The 24,374-nt window shown below is 46.6% G+C and carries 17 protein-coding genes; 16 read left to right on the top strand and 1 reads right to left on the bottom strand.

What is annotated here, in order from left to right; all coding sequences use genetic code 11:
• Window positions 1–178: 178 nt before the first annotated feature.
• The 3 genes from FTT68_RS00930 to FTT68_RS00940 all read left to right on the top strand — a co-directional run bounded on the left by FTT68_RS00930 (window position 179) and on the right by FTT68_RS00940 (window position 3,632).
• A complete protein-coding gene (locus FTT68_RS00930) occupies window positions 179–1,135 on the top strand; it encodes a metal-dependent hydrolase (protein WP_180056909.1) in 957 nt (318 codons plus the stop codon).
• Between the two features lie 15 nt (window positions 1,136–1,150).
• A complete protein-coding gene (locus tag FTT68_RS00935) occupies window positions 1,151–2,002 on the top strand; it encodes an SDR family oxidoreductase (protein ID WP_180056933.1) in 852 nt (283 codons plus the stop codon).
• Between the two features lie 175 nt (window positions 2,003–2,177).
• The gene (locus FTT68_RS00940) at window positions 2,178–3,632 is read left to right on the top strand and encodes an NAD(P)/FAD-dependent oxidoreductase (RefSeq protein WP_180056931.1); all 1,455 of its coding nucleotides are present in this window, start codon (window positions 2,178–2,180) and stop codon (window positions 3,630–3,632) included.
• A gap of 119 nt (window positions 3,633–3,751) precedes the next feature.
• Here FTT68_RS00940 and gltA read toward each other — a convergent pair whose 3' ends face one another.
• Window positions 3,752–5,026: a citrate synthase gene (gene gltA, locus FTT68_RS00945; protein ID WP_005176240.1), complete on the bottom strand. Its 1,275-nt coding sequence runs from the start codon at window positions 5,024–5,026 to the stop codon at window positions 3,752–3,754.
• 1,020 nt (window positions 5,027–6,046) lie between these two features.
• Between gltA and sdhC the strand changes: the two genes are divergently transcribed.
• The 13 genes from sdhC to pgaD all read left to right on the top strand — a co-directional run bounded on the left by sdhC (window position 6,047) and on the right by pgaD (window position 24,332).
• The gene (sdhC, locus tag FTT68_RS00950; RefSeq protein WP_005176242.1) at window positions 6,047–6,445 is read left to right on the top strand and encodes a succinate dehydrogenase, cytochrome b556 subunit; all 399 of its coding nucleotides are present in this window, start codon (window positions 6,047–6,049) and stop codon (window positions 6,443–6,445) included.
• The gene (sdhD, locus tag FTT68_RS00955) at window positions 6,445–6,810 is read left to right on the top strand and encodes a succinate dehydrogenase, hydrophobic membrane anchor protein (RefSeq protein WP_005176252.1); all 366 of its coding nucleotides are present in this window, start codon (window positions 6,445–6,447) and stop codon (window positions 6,808–6,810) included. Before sdhC ends, sdhD begins: the two co-directional genes overlap by 1 nt.
• Before the next feature lie 12 nt (window positions 6,811–6,822).
• On the top strand, window positions 6,823–8,721 hold the full coding sequence (locus FTT68_RS00960) for an FAD-binding protein (RefSeq protein ID WP_005176254.1): 1,899 nt from the start codon (window positions 6,823–6,825) through the stop codon (window positions 8,719–8,721).
• Window positions 8,722–8,735: 14 nt separating this feature from the next.
• Entirely contained in the window at window positions 8,736–9,446 is a 711-nt protein-coding gene (locus FTT68_RS00965; RefSeq protein WP_005176256.1) for a succinate dehydrogenase iron-sulfur subunit, read from the top strand.
• Between the two features lie 816 nt (window positions 9,447–10,262).
• Window positions 10,263–13,088: a 2-oxoglutarate dehydrogenase E1 component gene (locus FTT68_RS00970; RefSeq protein ID WP_180006796.1), complete on the top strand. Its 2,826-nt coding sequence runs from the start codon at window positions 10,263–10,265 to the stop codon at window positions 13,086–13,088.
• A 16-nt stretch (window positions 13,089–13,104) separates the two neighbouring features.
• Window positions 13,105–14,313: a 2-oxoglutarate dehydrogenase complex dihydrolipoyllysine-residue succinyltransferase gene (gene odhB, locus FTT68_RS00975; protein ID WP_104471741.1), complete on the top strand. Its 1,209-nt coding sequence runs from the start codon at window positions 13,105–13,107 to the stop codon at window positions 14,311–14,313.
• A 99-nt stretch (window positions 14,314–14,412) separates the two neighbouring features.
• Window positions 14,413–15,846, top strand: a complete 1,434-nt coding sequence (gene lpdA, locus FTT68_RS00980; RefSeq protein WP_045796462.1) for a dihydrolipoyl dehydrogenase — start codon at window positions 14,413–14,415, stop codon at window positions 15,844–15,846.
• 170 nt (window positions 15,847–16,016) lie between these two features.
• Window positions 16,017–17,183, top strand: a complete 1,167-nt coding sequence (gene sucC, locus FTT68_RS00985) for an ADP-forming succinate--CoA ligase subunit beta (RefSeq protein WP_005176263.1) — start codon at window positions 16,017–16,019, stop codon at window positions 17,181–17,183.
• A gap of 11 nt (window positions 17,184–17,194) precedes the next feature.
• A complete protein-coding gene (sucD, locus tag FTT68_RS00990; RefSeq protein ID WP_104471739.1) occupies window positions 17,195–18,085 on the top strand; it encodes a succinate--CoA ligase subunit alpha in 891 nt (296 codons plus the stop codon).
• 188 nt (window positions 18,086–18,273) lie between these two features.
• Window positions 18,274–20,733 (top strand): poly-beta-1,6 N-acetyl-D-glucosamine export porin PgaA, encoded by a 2,460-nt coding sequence (pgaA, locus tag FTT68_RS00995; protein ID WP_180006795.1) that lies wholly within the window; start codon window positions 18,274–18,276, stop codon window positions 20,731–20,733.
• Window positions 20,733–22,583 carry a poly-beta-1,6-N-acetyl-D-glucosamine N-deacetylase PgaB gene (gene pgaB, locus FTT68_RS01000; RefSeq protein ID WP_180006794.1) on the top strand — a complete coding sequence of 617 codons (1,851 nt, stop codon included), beginning with the start codon at window positions 20,733–20,735 and terminating at the stop codon, window positions 22,581–22,583. The genes pgaA and pgaB overlap by 1 nt, the downstream gene beginning before the upstream one ends.
• Window positions 22,583–23,851 carry a poly-beta-1,6-N-acetyl-D-glucosamine synthase gene (gene pgaC / locus FTT68_RS01005; protein ID WP_171260915.1) on the top strand — a complete coding sequence of 423 codons (1,269 nt, stop codon included), beginning with the start codon at window positions 22,583–22,585 and terminating at the stop codon, window positions 23,849–23,851. Before pgaB ends, pgaC begins: the two co-directional genes overlap by 1 nt.
• Window positions 23,844–24,332 carry a poly-beta-1,6-N-acetyl-D-glucosamine biosynthesis protein PgaD gene (gene pgaD, locus FTT68_RS01010; protein ID WP_005176275.1) on the top strand — a complete coding sequence of 163 codons (489 nt, stop codon included), beginning with the start codon at window positions 23,844–23,846 and terminating at the stop codon, window positions 24,330–24,332. Before pgaC ends, pgaD begins: the two co-directional genes overlap by 8 nt.
• Window positions 24,333–24,374 lie beyond the last annotated feature (42 nt).

Genomic DNA, 24,374 nt, shown 5'->3' on the forward strand with positions numbered 1-24,374 from the left:
CTGCGGAAAAAAGTGTGAGCAAATTGTCAGACAATATTTTTTAAAGTCACGATTTGCCAATTTTATGACGATTTTGGCAACTGGTTTCAATGCAGGGCTGGCTTAGTTTTGGTCTCATTCAGGTCGATGACCACGGTGTCTTGACCTGGCTCAAATGGACAAAACAAAGAGAATAGCCATGCAGATTGCTCAGTTTTTACCTCAGCCTGTTCGCCATTTTTTCAGCGCGACACCTTTTGATGCCGAGAAACAGTCGGCTGCCCTCCCAATCCGGCATATGAAATTCGACTTTAAGGCCGAAGAAATAGACCCCAAATTTTACTTGAATGCCGAACTGGCCAGTGCCTATTTTGCCTCGCTGTCGATTTTCCTGACCTATGGCGAAGATCTGGTGATTGACACCGCGCGTTATCATCGTGAGCTGTTAAATGATCCCGTGCTAAAAAAGCGGGTCACCTCCCTAATTGGCCAGGAGGCGCTACATTCCAGATTGCATGAAGAGCTGAATGATGCCTTTCGGGATGCCGATCTGCCGGTTGAGCTGTTCCGTTCCTGGGCCAGATTTGTCTTTGATCACGGCTTTAACCGTTTGCCACAGCCGATGAAACTGTCGCTGATGGCTGGCATTGAACATTTCACCGCGGTGCTGGCCGAGTACATGATGAATCATGAGGAAATTTTCTTCCAGTCGCATGATGAAAAGCAGCGTGCCATCTGGATGTGGCACATGCTGGAAGAATCGGAACACAAAGACATTGCCTATGATGTGTTCCAGTCTTTATCCAACAGTTATGGCTTGCGCATTGCCGGTTTCTTCCCGGCGCTCATCACCATCCTGGTGCTGATTTCCATTGCCTCGCTGCTGGTGCCGTTTTATCGCAAACCGTCTAATTTGTTTAGCCTGAGTTACTGGAAAGACCTGCCGCGTAGCATCAAGCTGATTTTTGGTCTGCAAGATGGCGTGTATGGCAGTAGCTGGGCGCATATTCTGGATTATCTGCGTCCCGGTTTTCATCCGAATGACCATGATACTTCGGCCTTTTTAGCCTATTACAAGGAACGTTTGCTGCATCCGGAAAGCGGGGTGTTAACGCCGTATTTCGTCAAGGAATTTACCCCGGCGCTCAAAGTGTAAGGATGAAGAAGGATGATGGGATTATTTGCAAAAAAAGTGCGACTGAGCCAGCAGGCCTATGCGGTGGTGACCGGTGCAGGCAGTGGGATTGGACGCAGTTTTGCGCTGGAACTGGCCAAGCGTGGTGGCAGCGTGATCTGTGCCGATATCAATCTGGCGGCGGCTCAAGCAACCGCCAAGCAGATTGAACACCAGTTTGCTACTGCGGCCTTTGCGTTGCAATGTGATGTGGGTGTGGCCGAGCAGGTGCAGCAACTGGCTGAACAGTCTGAACAGCTGTTGGGCCATCCGGTGACTTTGCTGATCAATAATGCCGGTGTGGGGCTGGGTGGCAAGTTTGATGAAGTCAGCCTGGCCGACTGGCAATGGTGTATGCAGGTCAACTTATGGGGCGTGATCCACGGTTGTCATTATTTCGTACCGAAACTGAAACAGCAGGGTGGTGGTGCGATTATTAATGTCGCTTCGGCTGCTGGTTATACCGCAGTGCCGGAAATGACCGCCTATAACGTCAGCAAGTCCAGCGTACTGGCCTTGTCTGAAACCCTGTCTGCCGAGTTACGTGGCGCCAATATTCGCATCAATGTGTTATGCCCAACGCTGGTGCCGACCAATATCATGAAAAATGGCCGTTTGCCTGCGCATTATTCGGGACTGGCAGATCATTTGCTGACCCATCATGCCTTTGTCAGCTGTGAGCAGGTGGTAGCGCAGACCTTAAACAATTTAGACCGGGGCGAGCTGTATACCATTCCACAGCCAGATGCCAAACTGTTCTGGTGGTTCAAGCGTGCCGCGCCGCGTTTATATACCAAGCTGCTGGGTGTGGGTTATCCATTATTCAATAAATATGTACAAAAATCCTGAGTAGAAAAAAATGAAACAAGATGATCAAGTCACGTTGCAAACGGTCGCTGAGCCGGCCGATCTTGTGCTCAAAAAGCCTAGTCGAAAAGCCAAAAGTGCCAGTGCAGCATCAGCAAGGGCAGGGGCCAATCAGCCAAATTCTCAAACAACTGAGCAGCGCGGTAGATCAACTACTATGCCAAGCCGGGTCTATGACACCATTATTATTGGGGCGGGTATTTCCGGTCTGGCAGCGGCCTATAAACTGAATCAGGCTGGCTATCAGGATTATCTGGTGCTGGAAAAAGCCGGCCGGGTAGGAGGCACCTGGCGGGACAATACCTATCCGGGTTGTGGTTGTGATGTGCCCTCGGCCTTATATTCTTTTTCCTTTGCGCCAAGTCATGGCTGGAGTCATTTATTTGCCAAGCAGCCGGAAATCCTGCGTTATCTGGAAGATGTGGCGACCCGTTTTCAGCTATATGCCAAGATTGAATTTCATAATGAACTGCAAGATGCACGCTGGAATGAGACTGAACAGATGTGGGAGCTCAACACCAGCAAAGGGCGATATCGGGCCAGAACCGTGATTTTCTCTACCGGCCCGATTACCGAGCCGCAACTGCCGAAAATTAAAGGTATCGACAGTTTTAAGGGCGAAATGTTCCATTCGGCACGCTGGAACCATGCCTATGACCTGCGTGGTAAACGCATTGCGGTCATTGGCACCGGCGCCTCGGCCATTCAGTTTATTCCGAAAATTCAGCCTCTGGCCAAAGAGTTATATATTTTCCAGCGTACAGCGCCGTGGGTCCTGCCAAAGCCTGATCTGCCTCTGAATCAGGTGATGAAAAGTACACTGGCCAAGTTTCCGGCCATCCAGCAGCGTTGGCGCGGTGCGGTATCGCAATCTTTGAATCTGATTAATTTTGGCCTGCGTCATCCACCTTTGTTGGAGCCCGTGAATGTACTCAGCCGGCAGCTGTTAAAATTACAGGTCAAAGATCCGGCTTTACGTCAGGCGGTTACCCCCAATTTTTCGGTCGGCTGTAAGCGTTTACTGTTTGCCAATGATTATTATCCGGCCTTGCAGGCCCCGAATAGCACTTTAATTCCGCATGGCTTGGTGGAAATTGAAGGCAATACGGTGATTTCCGCCAATGGTGACCGGCATGAGGTCGATGTGATTATCTGGGGAACGGGCTTTGAGGTGTCACATCCACCGATTGGTCGCCGTGTGCAGAATGCCCAAGGCCAACGACTTTCCGAGCTGTGGCAGAGCAGTTCACCCGAAGCCTTTTTGGGCACCAGTATCCAGCATTTACCCAATGCCTTTTTGGTGCTCGGGCCGAATATTCTGGTCTATGATTCCTTTATTGGCATTGCTGAAGCGCAACTGGACTATATTGTCAGTGGTTTATTGCAAATGAAAGCCAAGGGCTTAAAGCGCATTGAAATCAAGCCGGATGTGCTGAAATACCACAATGCCAAAGTACAGACTCATGTGCAGAAAACTGTGTTTAACCGTGGCGGCTGTCAAAGTTATTATCTGGACCAGAATGGTCGCAACTTTGCCGCCTGGCCGTGGTCACTGGCCGAGTTAAAGCGACGTTTACAGCGCCTAGATCTGGAGCATTATCAGGTAGCTTAACGTACTTTTGCGCTGAATATTGGCGTTGCCTCGGTCTGGTCGAAACGCGCATTTAGTTTGAATGTCCATAAAAAAACCACCCAAACGGGTGGTTTTTTCGTCGTTGAACGCGAACCGGATTAACGGTTGATGTCGCGTTGAACTTCGCCAGTGTAAAGCTGACGAGGACGACCGATCTTGTAAGGACCGCTGTGCATTTCTAACCAGTGGCTGATCCAACCAACTGTACGTGCAAGCGCGAAGATCACAGTAAACATTTCTGTCGGAATACCAATCGCTTTCAGGATGATACCAGAGTAGAAGTCTACGTTTGGATACAGGTTACGCTTGATGAAGTATTCGTCAGAAAGCGCGATACGCTCAAGTTCCATTGCTAACGCTAATTGTGGATCGTTGATACCTAATGCACCAAGAACTTCGTCGCAAGTCTCTTTCATTACTTTCGCGCGTGGGTCGAAGTTTTTGTAAACACGGTGACCGAAGCCCATCAGTTTAACTTCTTTAGTCTTCACTTTTTCCATGAAGCCAGCAACGTTTTCTACAGTGCCGATTTCATCCAGCATCTTAAGAACTGCTTCGTTCGCACCACCGTGCGCAGGACCCCAAAGTGCAGAGATACCCGCAGCGATACAAGCATAAGGGTTAGCACCGGTAGAACCCGCTAAACGTACTGTAGATGTAGACGCGTTTTGCTCGTGGTCAGCGTGAAGAGTGAAGATACGGTCCATTGCTTTGGCAAGAATCGGGTTCACTTTGTAGTCACGGTCTGCAGGCGTAGCAAACATCATGTACAGGAAGTTTTCAGCGTAGCTTAAGTCGTTACGTGGGTAAACGAATGGTTGACCCACAGTGTACTTGTAGCTCCAAGCCGCTAAAGTAGGAATCTTCGCGATTAAACGGATCGCAGTGATTTCACGGTGGTTAACATCTTCGATGTCCAGGTTGTTGTGATAGAACGCAGATAATGCACCCACAACACCAACCATGATCGCCATAGGATGCGCATCACGACGGAAACCGTTATAGAAGCGGCTAACTTGGTCGTGAACCATGGTGTGGTTACGAACTTTCGCGTCAAATTCTTCTTTTTGCTCAGCTGTTGGAAGCTCGCCGTTTAATAACAGGTAGCAAGTTTCCAGGTAATCAGCTTTAGTCGCCAATTGATCAATCGGGTAACCGCGGTGTAACAGAACACCTTTGTTACCGTCAATGAATGTGATCTTAGATTCACAAGAAGCTGTCGCCATAAAACCAGGATCAAAAGTAAAGTGACCTGCAGCCAACACATCCTTAACGTCAATTACATCTGGGCCCAATGTGCCGCTGTAAATTGGTAATTCAATTTCTTTGCCATCAAGCTGTAAAACGGCTTTCTTGCCAGTTGCTTCAGACATTCAATAGATCTCCTGTCCTGGTGAATGTTGATCTGACTCGTAGTATCAATCTTTTAATGCGCGAATCAGACGGATCGAAAATTTGCTATAAGATTAGTGTGTACTGAAATTTTGTCAATTATACTTATGGATAAAAAGTGACGCTGACACAGCAGCTTAGTCAAAAAATATTCGTATGAAAAACTGAGTAAAATCACAGCACCGACGCGCTATAATAAGTCAAATTCCCGGACAGGTGCAGAAAAAAATAATAGGAATGCTTTAATTGTAAGCAATTTTTTAGCGTTAAAAGCTCTTGAAAAGCCAGGCTGCTGGAATTTTAAGCTTTCCGAAATGTATCTGTTTTTCATAACTTAGCTGGGCTTTGCCGGTTCTGCTGCTGCTTTGTTATTCATAAATAAAAGCGCTAAGTCTGTCATTTTTTTAGGTTTAACTGGTTAAAAAATAGCTGATTAAATCAGCCATTCAGCCAGTTAACTTGTTCTGATGCGCTGAAATTGCAAGTAAAGTCAGAGCAATCTGTCAGCTTTTGCAAGACTCAAAATCCAAATGCCGGCCTGAAGCGGGAAGCACGGGCAGGGCGCTGAAAATATTTCATGTTGTTTGCCTGATAGCAAATATTCAAGGAAAAAATATTCAGGCACCCAAAGATAAAGTGAAAAGATTCAATAATATAGTGTCTAGACATTTACTGTGCTGCTTTAGTCTAAATATTTCAGTCCGGTGAAAATTGCAATTATAGCTAAAACCAATAGCAGAAATATAAAATAAATTAATAAAAAACAGTGAGATGATGCCTTAAAGATGTATCCGGTTGATGTGTTTCATAAATTACCTATTTGTTAATGATTCTTATTTAAGGATTTTTTGTTCAAAAAGCCCAGTGCGGTTGTTTGTATTTTAATAGTTGACGTTTTATAATTCAGTGTCGTTTTGAATATAGGCATTCGAATGCCTAGCAATGCCAGCTTTCCTTCGAATTAATTCCAACAAACTCCGGATGGAGTTTTTACTTACAGGATGCCCGCTGTGAAAAGCAACAGACCTGTCAATTTGTCCATGGGTCAAGTTTTATCAGTAAACTTAAAATCACCTGTGGCTATTGCATCAATTTTACACCGTCTTTCAGGTGTCATCGTATTTTTACTCGTACCGGTACTTCTTTGGTTATTAGACAAGTCTTTGTCTTCGCCAGAAGGTTTTGCAGAAGTACAGGAAATCTTTAACGGTTTCTTTGTCCGCTTTATCGTATGGGTATTTGTAGCCGGATTAATCTATCACTTCATCGCTGGTGTCAAGCATTTACTTGCTGACCTTGGTGTTGCAGAGGAACTGCAAAGTGGTCGTGTTGCAGCTACTATCGCATTAGTCTTGTCTGCGATTGGTATTCTCGCAGCCTTTGTATGGATTGTTCTCTAATGAAAAGTGCTACAGGTTTAACGGGTTCAGGTTCTCGCGACTGGTTTATCCAACGCGTAAGTGCTGTTGTTCTTGCTGTTTATACCGTTGTGGTATTTGGTTGGATTCTGCTGAATGGCGGATTTAACTTTGAACAGTGGTACGGCTTTATGATGACATTACCAATGAAGATTTTATCTTTATTGGCAGTCTTATCTCTTGTTGCACACGCATGGATTGGTATGTGGCAGGTATTCACAGATTACGTGACTACTCGTCAGATGGGTCCTTCAGCTTCAGGTTTACGCCTAGTGCTGACTTCAGCAGTGATTATTGCTGTTTTTGCATACGCAATCTGGGCAATCCAGATTTTCTGGGCGAATTGATAGGAAGATATCATGGGCGCGATTAACCCTAAAGAAGATTATTCAAATATTCCACACCAATTTTTTGACGCAGTCATCGTTGGTGGTGGTGGTTCAGGTATGCGTGCATCTTACCAACTTGCTCAAGCGGGTTTGAAAGTTGCAGTACTGACCAAAGTATTCCCAACACGTTCGCACACAGTTGCAGCGCAAGGTGGTATTGGTGCATCTCTTGGTAACATGCAAGAAGATAACTGGCACTACCACTTCTATGACACGGTTAAAGGTTCTGACTGGTTAGGCGACCAAGACGCGATCGAATTCATGACGCGTGAAGCGCCACAAGTGGTTTATGAATTAGAACACTTGGGTATGCCATTTGACCGTAACGCAGACGGTACAATTTACCAGCGTCCATTCGGTGGTCACTCTGCAAACTACGGTGAAAAAGCTGTGCCACGTGCATGTGCTGCTGCTGACCGTACAGGCCACGCGCTGCTTCACACGCTTTATCAAAGCAACGTGAAAATGGGTACTCAATTCTTCGTTGAATGGATTGCACTTGACTTAATCCGTAACGAAGCAGGCGACGTACTGGGTGTAACTGCAATTGACCAGGAAACAGGTAAAATTGCGGTATTCCAAGCTAAAGCGACGCTATTCGCTACTGGTGGTGCAGGTCGTGTTTACCGTGCCTCTACTAACGCGTATATCAACACGGGTGACGGTCTTGGTATGGCTGCTCGTGCAGGTATTCCATTACAGGATATGGAATTCTGGCAATTCCACCCAACAGGTGTTGCGGGCGCAGGCGTATTGTTAACGGAAGGCTGTCGTGGTGAGGGTGGTATCCTTCGTAACGATTCTGGCGAACCGTTCATGGAACGTTATGCTCCTACTTTAAAAGACTTGGCGCCACGTGACTTCGTATCACGTTCTATGGACCAGGAAATTAAAGAAGGCCGTGGTTGTGGTCCAAACAAAGACTACATCTTGCTGGATATGACGCACCTGGGTGCTGACACGATCATGAAACGTCTGCCATCTGTATTCGAGATTGGCAAGAAATTCGCGAACGTTGACTGTACCAAAGAGCCAATTCCGGTTGTACCAACAATCCATTACCAAATGGGTGGTATTCCGACCAACATTCATGGTCAGGTTGTTGTTCCAGAATCTCGTGAAACGACTCCACTGGTTGCTAACTACGACAAAGACACTGACACATATTCTACAAATGCAGAAGGCCGTGACTTTGCGAAACCTGTAAAAGGTTTCTATGCAATTGGTGAATGTTCATGTGTATCTGTACACGGTGCAAACCGTTTAGGTACTAACTCACTGCTTGACCTGGTGGTATTTGGTAAAGCGGCTGGTCAACATATCATTGAGTATGTAACTAAACAGCACGATGGCGAGTACGAACCACTACCTACAACTGTACTTGAAAACACGCTGAACCGTATTCGTAAACTTGACGAATCAACTTCAGGTGAAAACGCTCAAGAAGTTGCGGATGCAATTCGTAACATCGTTCAGGATCACGCAGGTGTATTCCGTACTTCAGCATTGCTTGAAGAAGGTGTGAAACAGATTCTTGCGCTTGAACCACGTGTTCGCAATATCCACCTGAAAGACAAATCTAAAGTCTTCAACACTGCACGTGTAGAAGCATTAGAAGTTGAAAACCTATACGAAGTCGCAAAAGCAACCTTGATTTCTGCTGCTGCGCGTAAAGAATGTCGTGGTGCGCACACTGTTGTAGACTTTGAATTACCACCAGATCACCCGACTTATTCTTATGGTCGTCGTGATGATGAGTGGATGAAGCACACTCTGTGGTTCTCTGCAGACAACCGTCTTGAGTACAAACCAGTACGTTACAAGCCGCTTTCTGTTGCAGCTATTCCACCTAAACCACGTACATTCTAATCAGGAGAAACAAGATGAGTAGAGGTACTCGTACATTTCATATCTACCGCTATGATCCTGATAAGGATAAAGCACCGTACATGCAAACATTCAAGCTGGAATTGACTGATAAGCATCGTATGTTGCTTGACGCACTTTTGGCGTTGAAAGTACAAGACGAAACTTTAACGTTCCGTCGTTCTTGCCGCGAAGGTATTTGTGGTTCTGATGGTGTAAACATCAATGGTAAAAACGGTTTGGCGTGTCTTTGGAACCTGAACGATTTACCAAATGAAATCACCATTCGTCCATTACCAGGTCTGCCAGTGATCAAAGACCTAGTTGTTGATATGAATCAGTTCTACGACCAGTACAACAAGATTCAGCCATTCTTGATCAACAACCAGCCTGCGCCACCAAAAGAGCGTTTACAGTCTCAGGAAGACCGTGAGCACCTAGATGGCTTGTATGAATGTATTTTATGTGCATGCTGTTCAACTTCATGCCCATCATTCTGGTGGAACCCGGACAAATTCCTGGGTCCTTCAGCGCTGTTGAATGCTTACCGCTTCATCATCGATTCACGTGATACTGCAACTCAAGAGCGTCTGGCGCGTCTTGATGACCCGTTCTCGCTGTTCCGTTGTAAAGGCATCATGAACTGTGTGTCAGTTTGTCCGAAAGGTCTGAACCCAACCAAAGCAATCGGTCACATCCGTAACATGCTTCTGGATACTGCGGGTTAATCTGAACGCCAGTTTGGTGAATTCAAAAAGCACATCTCTGGATGTGCTTTTTTTATGCTGTTTTATTGAACACTTGAATGGGGTTGGTCTGATGAGATGCATTGCTGCATACAAACTGGGTATGAAAAGTGCAGGTGAATAGTTTTAAATCAATCTTCTAAAAAAGTGTAATAGAGTGATGGTATTTTGTTTTAATACGCCCAGAAATGGGGCATGAGACTGCAAAAAGTGGTGCAAGATGTTATTATATAACGCAAGTTGAAGAGGGCAGATTGAAAGATGTGCTCTCTTTTGTTTTATGGAATAAAGAAGCCGTTGGACTTTGGTCTTAATTGCTTCTAATTATTAAATAAAGCACCATATGTTAGAGCAAAATATGTTTCTTGTATTTCGCCAATTTATAGGGGGTATACGTCAAAAAAATCAATTGAGAGTTGGAGATCATGTTACGATTAATAAACTTCTATATTTAAAAATTGAGGTTGAATTTATGTACATTTTTTCAACATTTAAAGAGATGTAGAAAGCCAGAAATTAGAGTAAACCTATTTAGAAAAGCTAATTTGCCGAATTAATTTTTCTAAGTCGATTTGCAAAAAAATTGCTCGGTTTTGGCCGAGTATAAAATGAGTGATGATGCCAATCAGGGCGTTATGATTCATTATTCACATTGGGTAGTCCTAATGTAGTGATAACGCCTCATGACAGTTGTCGAATGGGGACGAATGTCATGTTACCAATTTGACATTATCAATCATGGGTTTTGCTTAAAAAGCATCCTGAAAAATGTTTTTGCAATAGGAAATGGGTCCACAAATGCAAGAAGTTGCTGACGCTCTGCGTCTTGACACTGAACTTTCCGCTGATAGTGCAGCGTATATTGAAGAACTTTATGAGCAGTATTTAACGTCTCCAGAGTCAGTTGGTGAAGACTGGAGAGTGTACTTCGATAAATTCCCAAAAGGTGATCAACCTCATAGCAATGTACGTGAGCAATTCCTTTTATTGGGTCGCAACTCAAATCGTATTCAGTCTGTGGCTCAAAGCGCGGTAAGCTCTGAGCATGAACGTCGTCAAATAGGCGTCCTGCAACTGATCGCAGCGTATCGTAATCGTGGTCACCAAAAAGCAAAATTAGATCCGCTAGGTTTGGCAAAACGCGAAGAAGTGCCAGATCTTGATCTTGCTGCGCACGGTTTAACCAAATCTGATTTAGATACCGTATTCAACACAGGCAACCTGGCGATTGGTAAAACAGATACCACGCTGGGCGAAATGGTTGAAGCGATGGAAGCAACTTACTGCGGTTCAATTGGTGCAGAGTACATGCACATTGTTGACACCAAAGAGAAACGCTGGATTCAACAGCGTCTTGAAAGTGCCCGTGGTCAGTATGGCTTCAATGCAGAACAGAAAAAACACTTCCTTGAGCGTTTAACTGCCGCTGAAGGTCTGGAAAAATATTTAGGTAATAAATACGTTGGTGCAAAACGCTTTGGTGTGGAAGGTGGTGAATCTTTCATTCCAATGGTTAACGAACTAATTCAACGTGCCGGTGCGGTTGGTTGTAAAGAAGTCGTGATTGGTATGCCACACCGTGGCCGTCTGAACTTGCTGGTTAACATCATGGGTAAAAACCCGGCTGACCTGTTTGGCGAGTTCGAAGGTAAATCTTTACACAAGAAAGGTTCGGGTGACGTTAAGTACCACCAAGGTTTCTCATCTAACGTAATGACCCCAGGTGGCGAAGTTCACTTGGCATTGGCGTTTAACCCGTCGCACCTTGAAATTGTTGGACCTGTGGTTGAAGGTTCGGTACGTGCCCGTCAAGTACGTCGTAAAGACATTGGTGGCGATGACGTATTGCCATTAATCGTACATGGTGATGCTGCATTTGCAGGTCAGGGCGTGAACCAGGAAACTTTCCAGATGTCACAAACACGCGGTTATACCGTGGGTGGTACTGTGCACATCGTAATTAACAACCAGGTTGGTTTCACTACCTCTGATCCACGTGATGCGCGTTCTACAGAATACTGTACCGACATCGCGAAAATGGTTCAGGCGCCAGTATTCCACGTGAATGGTGATGATCCTGAAGCAGTAATCTTCGTAACGCAATTGGCACACGACTTCCGTCATACTTTCCGTAAAGACGTAGTGATTGACCTGTTCTGTTACCGTCGTCGTGGTCACAACGAAGCGGATGAGCCATCTGCAACCCAGCCACTGATGTATCAGGTGATCAACAAGAAAGCCACTACACGTACTTTGTATGCAGACCAACTAGTACAACAGGGCGTATTAGATCGCGCTGCTGCAGACCAAATGGTTGAAGACTACCGTGCCGATCTTGAAGCAGGTAATCACGTTGCCAATGCGCTGGTTCTTGAACCGAACAAGAAAATGTTTGTGGACTGGACGCCGTACCTGGGCCATGAATACACTGACGAATGGGATACCACTTTCCCGGCTGAGCGCTTAAAAGAGCTTGGTGAAGGCATGCGTAAACTTCCAGAAGGTTTCGTGATGCAGCGTCAGGTGTCTAAAGTGATTGACGAACGTCTGAAAATGCAGACCGGCGAAATGCCGCTGAACTGGGGTGCTGCTGAAACTCTAGCCTATGCAACACTGCTAGATCAGGGTTACCTGGTACGTATTACTGGTGAAGACGTAGGTCGTGGTACCTTCTCGCACCGTCATGCCAAACTGCATAACCAGGTTGATGGCGAAACTTATATTCCATTGTGCCATGTGAAAGAAAACCAGCCGCGTTTTGCTTTATATGACTCGCTATTGTCTGAAATGGCGGTACTGGCATTTGAATATGGTTATGCGACCACGATTCCACACGGTCTGATCATTTGGGAAGCACAATTTGGTGACTTCGCTAACTGTGCGCAAGTGGTGATTGACCAGTTCATCGCCTCTGGTGAAACCAAGTGGGAACGTGTATGTGGTTTAACCATGTTGCTGCCACACGGCTTTGAAGGTCAAGGTCCGGAACACTCATCTGCACGTTTAGAACGTTTCTTACAGCTGTGTGCTGAAGACAACATGCAAGTGATTACCCCGACTACACCAGCACAGATTTTCCACGCTTTACGTCGTCAGGCAATTCGTCCAATCCGTAAGCCAATGATTGTGATGTCACCGAAATCATTGCTGCGTCACAAGCTGGCAACTTCATCTCTTGATGAGCTGGCAACTGGTACCTTCCAGACCGTGATTGACGAAATCGACAGCAACATCAACAAGGCCGACGTGACCCGTCTGGTACTTTGTGGTGGTAAAGTGTATTACGACCTGCTTGAAAAACGTCGTGAAAAAGAATTGAACAACACGGCAATTGTTCGTATTGAACAGTTGTATCCATACCCAGAACAACGCATTGCGGAAATTCTTGAAGCTTATCCAAACGTGAAAGAACTGGTTTGGACTCAGGAAGAACCGAAGAACCAAGGTGCTTGGTTGTTCATCGCGCCGCGTCTATATGATGACGTGATGAAAGCTGGTAAACAGGTTCGTATCAGCTTTGCTGGTCGTGAGGCTTCTGCCGCTCCAGCGTGTGGTTCACCATATTTGCATGCAAAACAACAAGCTCAGCTCATCAATGACGCGCTTGCGATCGTAGTTGAATAACAGGAGATTCGAAGTAATGGCAACCGAAATTAAAGCACCGGTATTTCCAGAGTCAGTTGCAGATGGAACAATCGCGACTTGGCACAAACAACCAGGTGAAGCAGTATCACGTGATGAAGTGATCTGTGACATTGAAACTGACAAAGTTGTTCTGGAAGTTGTAGCTCCTGCAGACGGTACGATTGCTCAAATCATTAAAAATGAAGGCGATACTGTACTTTCAAATGAAGTGATTGCACAGTTTGAAGAAGGTGCTGTATCTGGCGCTGCGCAAACTCAAGCAGTTCAGTCTGAAGAGAAAGTTGAACAGGCCGCTGCGAAAACTGAAGCAGGTGCAGCACCTGTAGTTGAGCGTGCTCAACCAGTTGCGGACCAGGCACCAGCAGTGCGTAAAGCATTGACTGAAACAGGTATCAACGCTGCTGACGTACAAGGTACAGGCCGTGGCGGTCGCATCACCAAAGAAGATGTGGCAAACCATCAGGCGAAACCAGCGGCTGCGCCTTTAACTGCAGCAGTAGGCGAGCGTATCGAGAAACGTGTTCCTATGACGCGTTTACGTAAGCGTGTAGCTGAACGTTTACTTGCAGCGACTCAAGAAACTGCAATGTTGACGACGTTCAACGAAGTGAACATGAAACCAATCATGGAAATGCGTAAGCAATATAAAGACGCATTTGAAAAACGCCACGGTGCGCGTCTTGGCTTCATGTCATTCTTCGTAAAAGCTGCGACTGAAGCGCTAAAACGTTACCCAGCAGTCAACGCATCAATTGATGGCGACGATATCGTTTATCACGGTTACTATGACATCGGTGTAGCTGTATCTTCTGACCGTGGTCTGGTGGTTCCTGTATTACGTGATACAGACCGTATGAACTACGCTGAAGTTGAATCTGGCATTGGTGCTTATGCTGCGAAAGCACGTGAAGGTAAACTTGCGATTGAAGACATGACTGGCGGTACATTCACCATTACTAACGGTGGTACTTTCGGTTCACTGCTGTCTACGCCAATTCTGAATACACCACAAACTGCTATTCTGGGTATGCACAAAATCCAGGAACGTCCTATGGCAGTCAATGGTCAGGTTGAAATCTTGCCAATGATGTATTTAGCGCTGTCTTATGACCACCGTTTAATCGATGGTAAAGAAGCGGTAGGTTTCCTTGTAACAATCAAAGAATTGTTAGAAGAGCCAGCTAAACTTATCCTTGACTTATAATTTATTAATTAAAAATCTCTCCTAACCCCTCTAAAAAAGAGGGGAAAGGTTCCCCCTTGAGCAAAAGGGGGGATTTAGAGAGATTGATTGGAGATAAAAATGTCTCAACAATTTGATTTAGTTGTTATTGGCGGTGGTCCAGGCGGTTATGAAGCAGCCATTCGTGCGGCTCAGCTTGGTTTTAAAGTGGCATGTATCGAAAAACGCATCCACAAAGGTAAACCATCTTTAGGTGGTACCTGCTTAAACGTGGGCTGTATCCCGTCTAAAGCACTGCTTGATTCTTCACACCGTTATGAAGATACCGTTCATCACCTGGCTGATCATGGTATTACGACAGGTGAAGTAAACTTTGACCTGTCTAAATTACTGGCACGTAAAGACAAGATTGTTGACCAGTTGACTGGCGGTATTGACCAGTTGCTGAAAGGCAATGGTATCGAATGGTTAAAAGGTACTGGTAAATTACTGGCGGGTAAGAAAGTTGAGTTTGTTCCTCACGAAGGTGAAACTCAGGTTCTAGAACCAAAATACGTAATTCTTGCGTCTGGTTCTGTACCAGTGAACATTCCGGTAGCTCCTGTTGATCAAGACATTATTGTTGACTCTACTGGCGCGCTTGAGTTCCCTGAAGTACCGAAGCGTTTAGGTGTGATTGGTGCCGGCGTGATCGGTCTGGAGCTTGGTTCAGTATGGCGTCGTCTAGGTGCTGAAGTTGTTGTATTTGAAGCAATGGATGCCTTCTTGCCAATGGCGGATAAAGCGCTGGCAAAAGACTACCAGAAACTGCTGACCAAACAGGGTCTGGATATCCGTGTAGGCGCGAAAGTGTCTGGCACTGAAGTCAACGGTCGTGAAGTAACTGTAAAATACACCCAAGGCGGCGAAGAGAAAGAACAGACTTTCGACAAGCTGATCGTGTGTGTGGGTCGTCGTGCGTATGCTGAAGGCTTACTGGCTGATGACTGTGGTATCAAACTGACTGAACGTGGTCTGGTTGAAGTGAACGACTGGTGTGCGACTTCTGTTGAAGGCGTATACGCAATTGGTGACTTGGTACGCGGTCCAATGCTGGCACACAAAGCCATGGAAGAAGGCGTAATGGCAGTTGAACGTATTCACGGTCATGCTGCTCAAGTGAACTATGACACCATCATCTCTGTCATCTATACACACCCTGAAGCGGCGTGGGTAGGTTTAACAGAAGAGCAGGCCAAAGAAAAAGGTCATGAAGTGAAAACCGGTCAATTCGGTTTCGCAGTCAACGGCCGGGCTTTAGCTGCCGGTGAAGGTGCTGGTTTCGTGAAGTTCGTTGCCGATGCTAAAACAGATCGTTTACTGGGTATGCACGTGATTGGACCTGCGGCGTCTGACATTGTTCACCAAGGTATGATCGCGCTTGAATTTGTATCTTCAGTTGAAGATTTACAATTAATGACATTCGGTCACCCAACCTTCTCTGAGGTGGTGCACGAAGCGGCACTGGCCGTCGATGGACGTGCCATCCACGCGATTCAGCGTAAGCGTAAATAAATAAAAAAAGAGCGGTTTCGACCGCTCTTTTTCATTTGGTGGTTGTTTTTGTTTGAATAATCATCTAAAACTAAAACGATAAAACTGTATAAATGTTAATACTCACGACGATGGATGTTGGAGTTTTAGCGAGTCATAAAAAAACGTGAAAAGTAGTAAAAGGTAAATAAATGAATCTACATGAGTACCAAGCCAAAGCGCTATTAAAAAAATATGGTATGCCGGTGCAGGAAGGTCTGCTTGCAACCAATGCAGATGAAGCAGTACAGGCATTTGAACAGCTCGGTGGCAAATTCGCTGTCATGAAAGCCCAGGTGCATGCGGGTGGCCGTGGTAAGGCGGGTGGTGTGAAAGTGGTGAAATCGGCTGAAGAAGCGGCAGAGTATGCCAATCAGCTGATCGGTACTCGACTGGTCACTTATCAGACCGATGCCAATGGCCAGCCGGTGAACAGTATTCTGGTGGCCCAGGATGTCTATCCGGTAGAGCGTGAATTATATTTAGGTGCCGTGGTGGATCGTTCTAGCCGTCGCGTGACCTTTATGGCCTCAACCGAAGGTGGGGTCGAAATTGAAAAAGTCGCAGAAGAAACCCCAGAAAAAATTATTAAAGTTGAAGTTGATCCTCTAGTCGGTTTATTACCATTTCAGGCACGTGAAGTTGCGTTTGCCCTGAACTTAAAAGATGGACAAATCAACCAGTTTGTCAAAATCATGACCGCGGCGTATCAGGCCTTTATTGAAAACGATTTTGCCCTGTTTGAAATTAACCCGCTGTCTGTACGTGAAAACGGTGAAATTTTATGTGTCGATGCCAAAGTTGGCATTGATTCCAATGCGCTGTACCGTTTGCCGGAAGTGGCGGCGCTGCGTGACAAGAGTCAGGAAAATGAGCGCGAACTGAAAGCCTCTGAGTTCGATCTGAACTATGTAGCGCTAGAAGGTAATATTGGCTGTATGGTCAATGGTGCCGGTCTTGCCATGGCAACCATGGACATCATCAAATTGTATGGTGGTCAACCGGCCAACTTCCTTGATGTCGGTGGCGGTGCAACCAAAGAGCGCGTGATTGAAGCATTTAAAATTATTCTGGCCGACAATTCGGTTCAGGGAGTATTAATCAATATTTTTGGTGGGATTGTACGTTGTGACATGATTGCGGAAGCGATTATTGCAGCAGTTCAGGAAGTCAATGTCAGCGTGCCGGTGGTGGTACGTCTGGAAGGAAACAATGCTGAACTGGGGGCCAAATTACTGGATGAATCTGGCCTGACCTTAATTTCTGCAAATGGCCTGGCCGATGCTGCAGAAAAAATTGTTGCTGCGGTAAAAGCTTAAGGAGATGCATCATGAGCGTATTAGTAAATAAAGACACAAAAGTATTGGTTCAGGGTTTCACTGGTAAAAACGGAACCTTTCATTCGGCTCAGGCGCTGGATTATGGCACGCGTGTTGTCGGCGGTGTAACTCCAGGTAAAGGTGGTCAAACCCATTTAGACCTGCCAGTATTTAACACCATGAAGCAGGCAGTTCGTGAAACTCAGGCCGATGCTTCGGTGATTTATGTACCCGCACCTTTTGTACTGGACTCGATTGTTGAAGCAGTCGATGCCGGTATTGAACTGATTGTGGTAATTACTGAAGGTGTACCGACCCTAGATATGCTAAAAGCCAAACGCTATCTGGAAACCAATGGTAATGGTACACGCCTGATTGGCCCGAACTGTCCGGGTATTATCACCCCGGGCGAATGTAAGATCGGGATTATGCCAGGTCATATTCATCAGCCAGGGAAAATCGGGATTATCTCGCGTTCAGGAACGCTGACCTATGAAGCGGTTGCGCAAACCACCAAATTGGGTCTGGGCCAGTCGACCTGTATCGGCATCGGCGGTGATCCGATTCCGGGCATGAACCAGATTGACTGTCTGAAACTGTTTCAGGACGATCCTCAAACTGAAGCCATTATCATGATTGGTGAGATTGGCGGCACAGCCGAAGAAGAAGCAGCCGAATACATTCAGGCGCATGTGACCAAGCCTGTGGTGGGCTATATTGCCGGTGTAACCGCACCAAAAGGCAAACGCATGGGCCATGCTGGCGCGATTATTTCTGGCGGTAAAGGAACCGCAGAGGAGAAATTTGCTGCCTTTGAACGTGCCGGAATGGCTTATACCCGTAGCCCGGCCGAGCTCGGTTCAACCATGCTGAAAGTATTGCAGGCCAAAGGTTTGGTGTAAAACCTACCTGACTAAAAAACCCCAGTTCTTGGGGTTTTTTATGGCAAAGAACATAGATAATGATGACGCTTCTATTGAGGAAAAAGTAAAGCATACAAAACAAATAAAATGATTGCCTTGGTAATTGTGATTTACATCACACTTTAATAGAATATCGAGCAATAATTATCAGAAACTTGAGAATTTATATGATCAAAATAACAACGATCATGCCGATTCAGTGTCTGTCGCTTTGCTCTTTTTTATTTTTTTCTTCTGCTCATGCCAATACGCTTGATCAGCAACGTGAGCACGCGGTGGAGATGGTTCGGTCCGGGCAGGTGGTCTCTGGACTCAATCGCTTGCAGGCGTTATTAGCTCAATTTCCCACAGATCAAAAGTTAATTGCGGATTATCTAGTTTTGGCCTATGGTCAGCCTGTGGTACATCCACAGGATTTATACCGCCTAACGCAGCAGATTCAACCTAAAACCTTTCCTGCCTATGCCCAGGTCAGCGCTATCAAGGTGCTCCGTGATGCCAAGCAGTACGCTCAGGCCAAAGCGTATCTGGCCCGGTTTCAGCCTTTAAATACCCAGGCCAGCGGCAAAGTCTGGCACGCGGTACTGGAAGCCGAGTCGGGTCAGGCAGCAGCCGCTAAAACGTTGCTGAAAAACCTGCAATGGCAACAGCTTAGTGCCGATGACCTGAGTTTACTGTCTTATACCTATCGTATCCTGAATATGCCGGTACAAGCCTTGCAGGCAGCCGAAGCCGGATTAAAAAAGCAAAGCAGCATTGCAGGCCATGAACAATATGTACTGTCGCTGATGCTTAATGGCAAGCATCATGCAGCAGAGAACTATCTGCTGCAACAACAGTTAGCACAGAGCCATCCTCGTTTATTATTGCAAGTCAAACAGCACCAGTTTTCTACCCGGATTCAGAATGCAGTACAGGCCTATAAAACGGCACAACTGCGCAGTGAATATGCAACAGCCTATACCGAGCTGGATGCGGTACTGGCCGATATGGCTGCACATGAACCACAGGTGGCAGCTGACGCCGAACTGCAGCGCGCATTCTATGCCGATTATCTGTATGCCTTGGGACAGCGTAAGCGTCATCAGCAGGTCTTGAAAATTGTGCAACAGCAGCATCAGCCAATTGCAAACTGGCCGGCTTATGTACGCCATGCCATTGCCGATGCCTATCTGGCCACCCGACAACCGGAACTGGCTGAACCGGTGTATTTAAGCCTGTTTCAGGAAAAGAACTATGCAGACTATACGGTGTATGCTGGTTTGTATTATGCCTATATCGAACAGGAAAAATTCAAGCAGGCTGATCAGCTGATTCAGGACATGGACCGTCAGTTACCGCGTTATCGTTATAGCGAGGCCAAAGGCGTGGACCGCAGTACCCATGAAGACCGGGAGCAGTATCTGGCTTTAAAAGGGCTGAACTATGCCTACCGCAACGAACATGCCAAAGCCGAGCAGTATTTTGAAACCCTGGTTTCAATTGCACCGAATAATCTGGCCTATCAGAACAATCTGGCACAAATTCAGCGCTGGCGTGAAAAACCACTGACTTCCCAACAAACGCTGGAGCAGTGGAATGGCCTGGATCAGGTCAGTCAAATCACCCAGATTAACCAGATGCAAAATGCCCAAGCCCTGAATGATATTAGGGGCTGGCGTCAGCTGAATCAGGCCTTGTTACAGACGGCTGCAGATGATACCGGTGTGCAATTAAGCCGCAAAGAATTAAAGGATCGCGATCATTTCAGCATTCAGCATGAAAGTTATTTTTCTGAAAGTCGTTCCGATCAGGAACAGTTGCTGAACCGTTTAAAAGGTTCAGAAGAGCGTACTCATTGGACCCGTCTTAACAGCCCGTGGCTAAATGAGCATTATCAGGTTTTTATTGACCATCAGCATCGGCAGGGGCGTTATGAAGATGGCACCCTGGATGATCCGCGTTTAGGTCTGGGTGTGGCCTGGTCCAAAGATCGCAAGTATGCCAGCCTGTTGCTGTCTCAATCTTTAGATGAAGACCGTGTGGGCGCTGCACTGGACTGGTCACACTGGTTAAATGATCATTGGCAATATCATCTGGCGGTGAATACCCAGGCCGATATTCCGTTGCAGGCAATGGCCAAAGCACATGAAGGACAGTCGTATCGGGCGGGTTTTAACTGGCAGGCCAACGAGTCGCGTAAAGCCGGTGCACAATTTCAATTGACCGATATTGATGATGGCAACACCCGTCAGGAATATCAGGCCTATTTTAGCCAGCAGTTTTATCAGGCCCCGCATCATCTGAGTCGTGCCACGCTCAGCGGCTATTATGGAAAAAATAAGCCCGTCGCCGTGGATTATTTTAATCCTGAATCCAGCCATAGTTTAGAGCTGAAACTGGAACATGACTGGATGACCTGGCGTCGTTATGAGCAACATTTTAATCAGCATTTTGAACTGACGCTGGGCACATTTGGACAGAAAGACTATTCCAATGAGCCGATATATAACCTGTTGTATCGCCATGACTGGCATGTGTCACGAACCTGGAAACTGCACTATGGCATTGGTTGGGGCAGCCATCCATACGATGGCAAAACAGAAGAAAAAACCTATGCAGTATTCGGCTTTGAAGGACGATTCTAATGCAAATGAAACCCGCTTTACTCCTGAGTGCCTGTATCGCTGCATGTGTTTATTCTCCTTTGACCGTGCAGGCCGAGACCAGCACAGCGCCAGCAGCAACTACAGCGCCGCTTGATGCGCAGGCCTATGAATTTGTTACCTTAACTTTTCATGATGTGCGTGATGACGTTGCCAAACAGGGTGACCGTGATTTATACGCCATCAGTACCCATAACTTTGCCCAGTTCCTGCAATGGATTAAAGAACATGGCTGGCAGCCCATTCGGCTAGAAGATGTCTGGCGGGCCCGTCAGCACAAGACAGCCTTACCGGAAAAAGCAGTATTAATTACCATTGATGATGGCGCACTCAGCAGCTATAGCCATATTTTCCCCTTATTAAAGCTGCATCAGGTTCCGGCTGTTTTTGCCATTCCGACCAGCTGGATTAATGGCAATACCAAAGATGCCTATGAAGCCTATGGGGAGGGCAACCTGATGAACTGGCCGCAGATGCGTGAAATGCAGCAATCCGGTCTGGTCGAGTTTGCCTCACACAGTGATGACTTGCATCACGGGATTATTGCCAATCCGCAGCTAAACCAGCAGCCAGCCGCGATTACCCGTGAATATTTCCCGGCCCAGCAGCGTTATGAATCTGATCGCGCCTATGCGAAGCGAGTGGTAAAAGACTTGCGTCAATCAAAGCAGATTCTGGATCGTGAGTTGGGAATCAATACCCGTGCCATTTTCTGGCCGTATGGTGCGGTGACCAAGGAAACTGAAGCGCTGGCCCGTGAAGCCGGTCTACCAATGTCGTTTAGTCTGGGCAGTGTATTGACGTTGGCCGATGCCGATACCACCTATCAGCGTGCCCTGATTACGGAAAACCCATCACCAGAAGAAGTGTTTGGTGAAATTAAAGACTTCTTAATGAATAGCCGGGCGCCGCATAAGCAGCGTAAAAGTTTATTACGCATTAACCTGGCAGATCTGGCAGGGAGCAATATCACCGCATCAGAAGCACATTTGAGCCAGCTGCTCAATCAGGTCAATGCCTTTCAATCCAATACGCTGGTCCTAAATGCGGTGGCCGATCAGAATGCCGATGGTAAAATTGATGTGGCTTATTTTCCGAATCGAAGCTTGCCGGTGGCTCAGGATTTGCTGAACCGGGTGGTATGGCAGGCCCGGACCCGGATTGCTAATCGGGTATATGCAGAAATGCCGCTGAGTCTGGAAACCCGGCAAGGTTATGATCTGGCAGAATTGACCGCAGATCTGGTGAAAAACAACAGCTCGATTGAAGGGCTGATGATTGAAACCGGCGATGCGTTACATTGCGCCGTATTTCAGGCTGAATGGAGTGCAAGCTGTCAGGCACAGCTGCAACAGGTGTTGAGCATCAAGAACCGGACCAAAAGCCAGGGTAAATACTATGCCAATATCAGTAACAACTATCAGACTGCATTAAAGCTGGAGATTCAGAATCAGCCACTTGACGGACTGAAAAAACTGCTGCAGCAACTGCCGGATCATGCCGATTTCCTGTATCTGGCTGTCGATCCGTTGGCATCCCCCCAAGCCATCAAAAATCTGCATCAGGCTTTAAACCAGTTAAATGAGCGGGAAAAGCAGCATTTGATGATTAACTTGCAGATCAATTCGGATAGCACTGCAACAGAGTGGCGACATTATCAGCAGATATATCAGCAGCTGAGACGTCAGGGCATTCAAAAAATTGGTATTGATAATTATCAGCCGACCCATGGGCAGGCCGTGCATCAGCACCTGTACCGGGCGTTGAGCCTGAATGCAAGTCCGCTGAGTTATCGTGATCCCTATGTCCTGGAACAGGGAGAGCCGCAATGATGGAAGTGTTCTCGAAATTGAGTTTTAATGATTTTTATTTTGGTTTTGCATTTTTATATCCCTTGCTGATGGCCTGGCTGTGGATTGCAGGCGGGATCTGGTTTTATTTTAAACGGGAATACCGTCAGGATCATTTCCCTGAACCGAGCGATGAAGGCTGCAGTATTATCATTCCTTGCTTCAATGAAGAAGAGCAGGTCAGACGTACCATCAAGTTTGCCATGCAAAGCCAGTATCCGGAATTTGAAGTAATTGCAGTCAATGATGGCAGTCAGGACCGGACTGCAGCAATTCTGGATGAACTGGCCACGCAATATCCAAAGCTGCGGGTGGTCCATCTGGCCGAAAACCAGGGCAAAGCCTATGCCTTAAGAGCCGGGGCAATGGTCAGTCGCTATGAATTTCTGGTCTGTATTGATGGTGATGCGCTGCTGCATCCACACGCGGTATTCTGGATGATGCATCAGCTGACCAGCTTCCCGCGTGTCGGGGCGGTTACCGGTAATCCACGGATTATTAACCGCTCCAGTGTGCTGGGTAAAATTCAGGTTGGTGAGTTTTCCTCGATTATTGGATTGATTAAACGCGCGCAGCGCACCTATGGCCGGATTTTTACCGTATCAGGTGCGATTGCCGGTTTTCGTAAAACCGCGCTGGACCGGATTGGCTACTGGCGTGATGACATGATTACGGAAGATATTGATGTTTCGTGGCGTTTGCAGTTCGACCACTGGGATTTGCAATATGTGCCCAAAGCCCTGTGTTATATCTATATGCCGGAAACGTTTAAAGGTCTCTGGAAACAGCGCTTGCGCTGGGCACAAGGCGGGATTGAAGTGCTGATTGCCTATGTGCCAAAACTGTTTAAATGGCGCCTTAGACGGATGTGGCCGATTGTGATTGAATCGATCATCAGCGTGCTATGGGCCTATGTGATTATGGGCATCTTTGTGCTGTATTTTTATGGGCTGTTTTTCCCCTTGCCGGGTGAGTGGGCGATTCAATCGATTCTGCCGCAGTGGTACGGGGTGATTTTGGGCCTGACCTGTTTGCTGCAGTTTCTGGTCAGCTTAATGATCGATCATCAATATGATAAAAACCGTACCTTGAGAACCTATTTCTGGGTAATCTGGTATCCGCTATTTTTCTGGCTGATTACCGCGCTGACCACGGTGGTGTCTGTGCCAAAAACTTTGCTGAAAAAGCAGAAACGTGCACGCTGGGTCAGCCCGGACCGTGGTTTTACCAAGGAGCACGAGCATGGCTAAATTTAAAATGATTGAGGATGAAGCTCAGCTGGAGCTACCAGAATATATTGATGAGCCGCGCTATGTACGTAACAAGGCCGCAGGCTATGGACTATTCTTTCTGGGCTGGCTGGCCTGGATCTGGTTATTCCTGCCTCTGATCACTATGTTGCTGTGGCTGTTTCAGGGCTATACCGTATATGAGCAGCTGTTTGTGATGTCGGCGCCGCAAAGCTCGTTCAGCCTGTTTTATCTGGGGCTGGCGATTATGGTGTTTATTCTGATTCTGCTGATCTGGGCTGTGTATAACTGGCTGCGTTTTCGTGATAATGAGCGCCGGGCTTTTCCGGAGCATATTCAGACTGAGCAGCTGGCGGAAAGTTTTCAGGTCGACACAACTGAAATGGCGTATTTGCAGCAGGCCAAAAATCTGACCTTACATTATGATCAAGATGGACAGCTGGAAAAATTTGAAGTTCATCAGCCACTGTCTTCATCATAGAACATTGAAAAACAGCCATAAAAAACGCAGCCTTAGCTGCGT

Source organism: Acinetobacter sp. Q85-2, from assembly GCF_013420555.1.
Taxonomy (GTDB): domain Bacteria; phylum Pseudomonadota; class Gammaproteobacteria; order Pseudomonadales; family Moraxellaceae; genus Acinetobacter; species Acinetobacter indicus.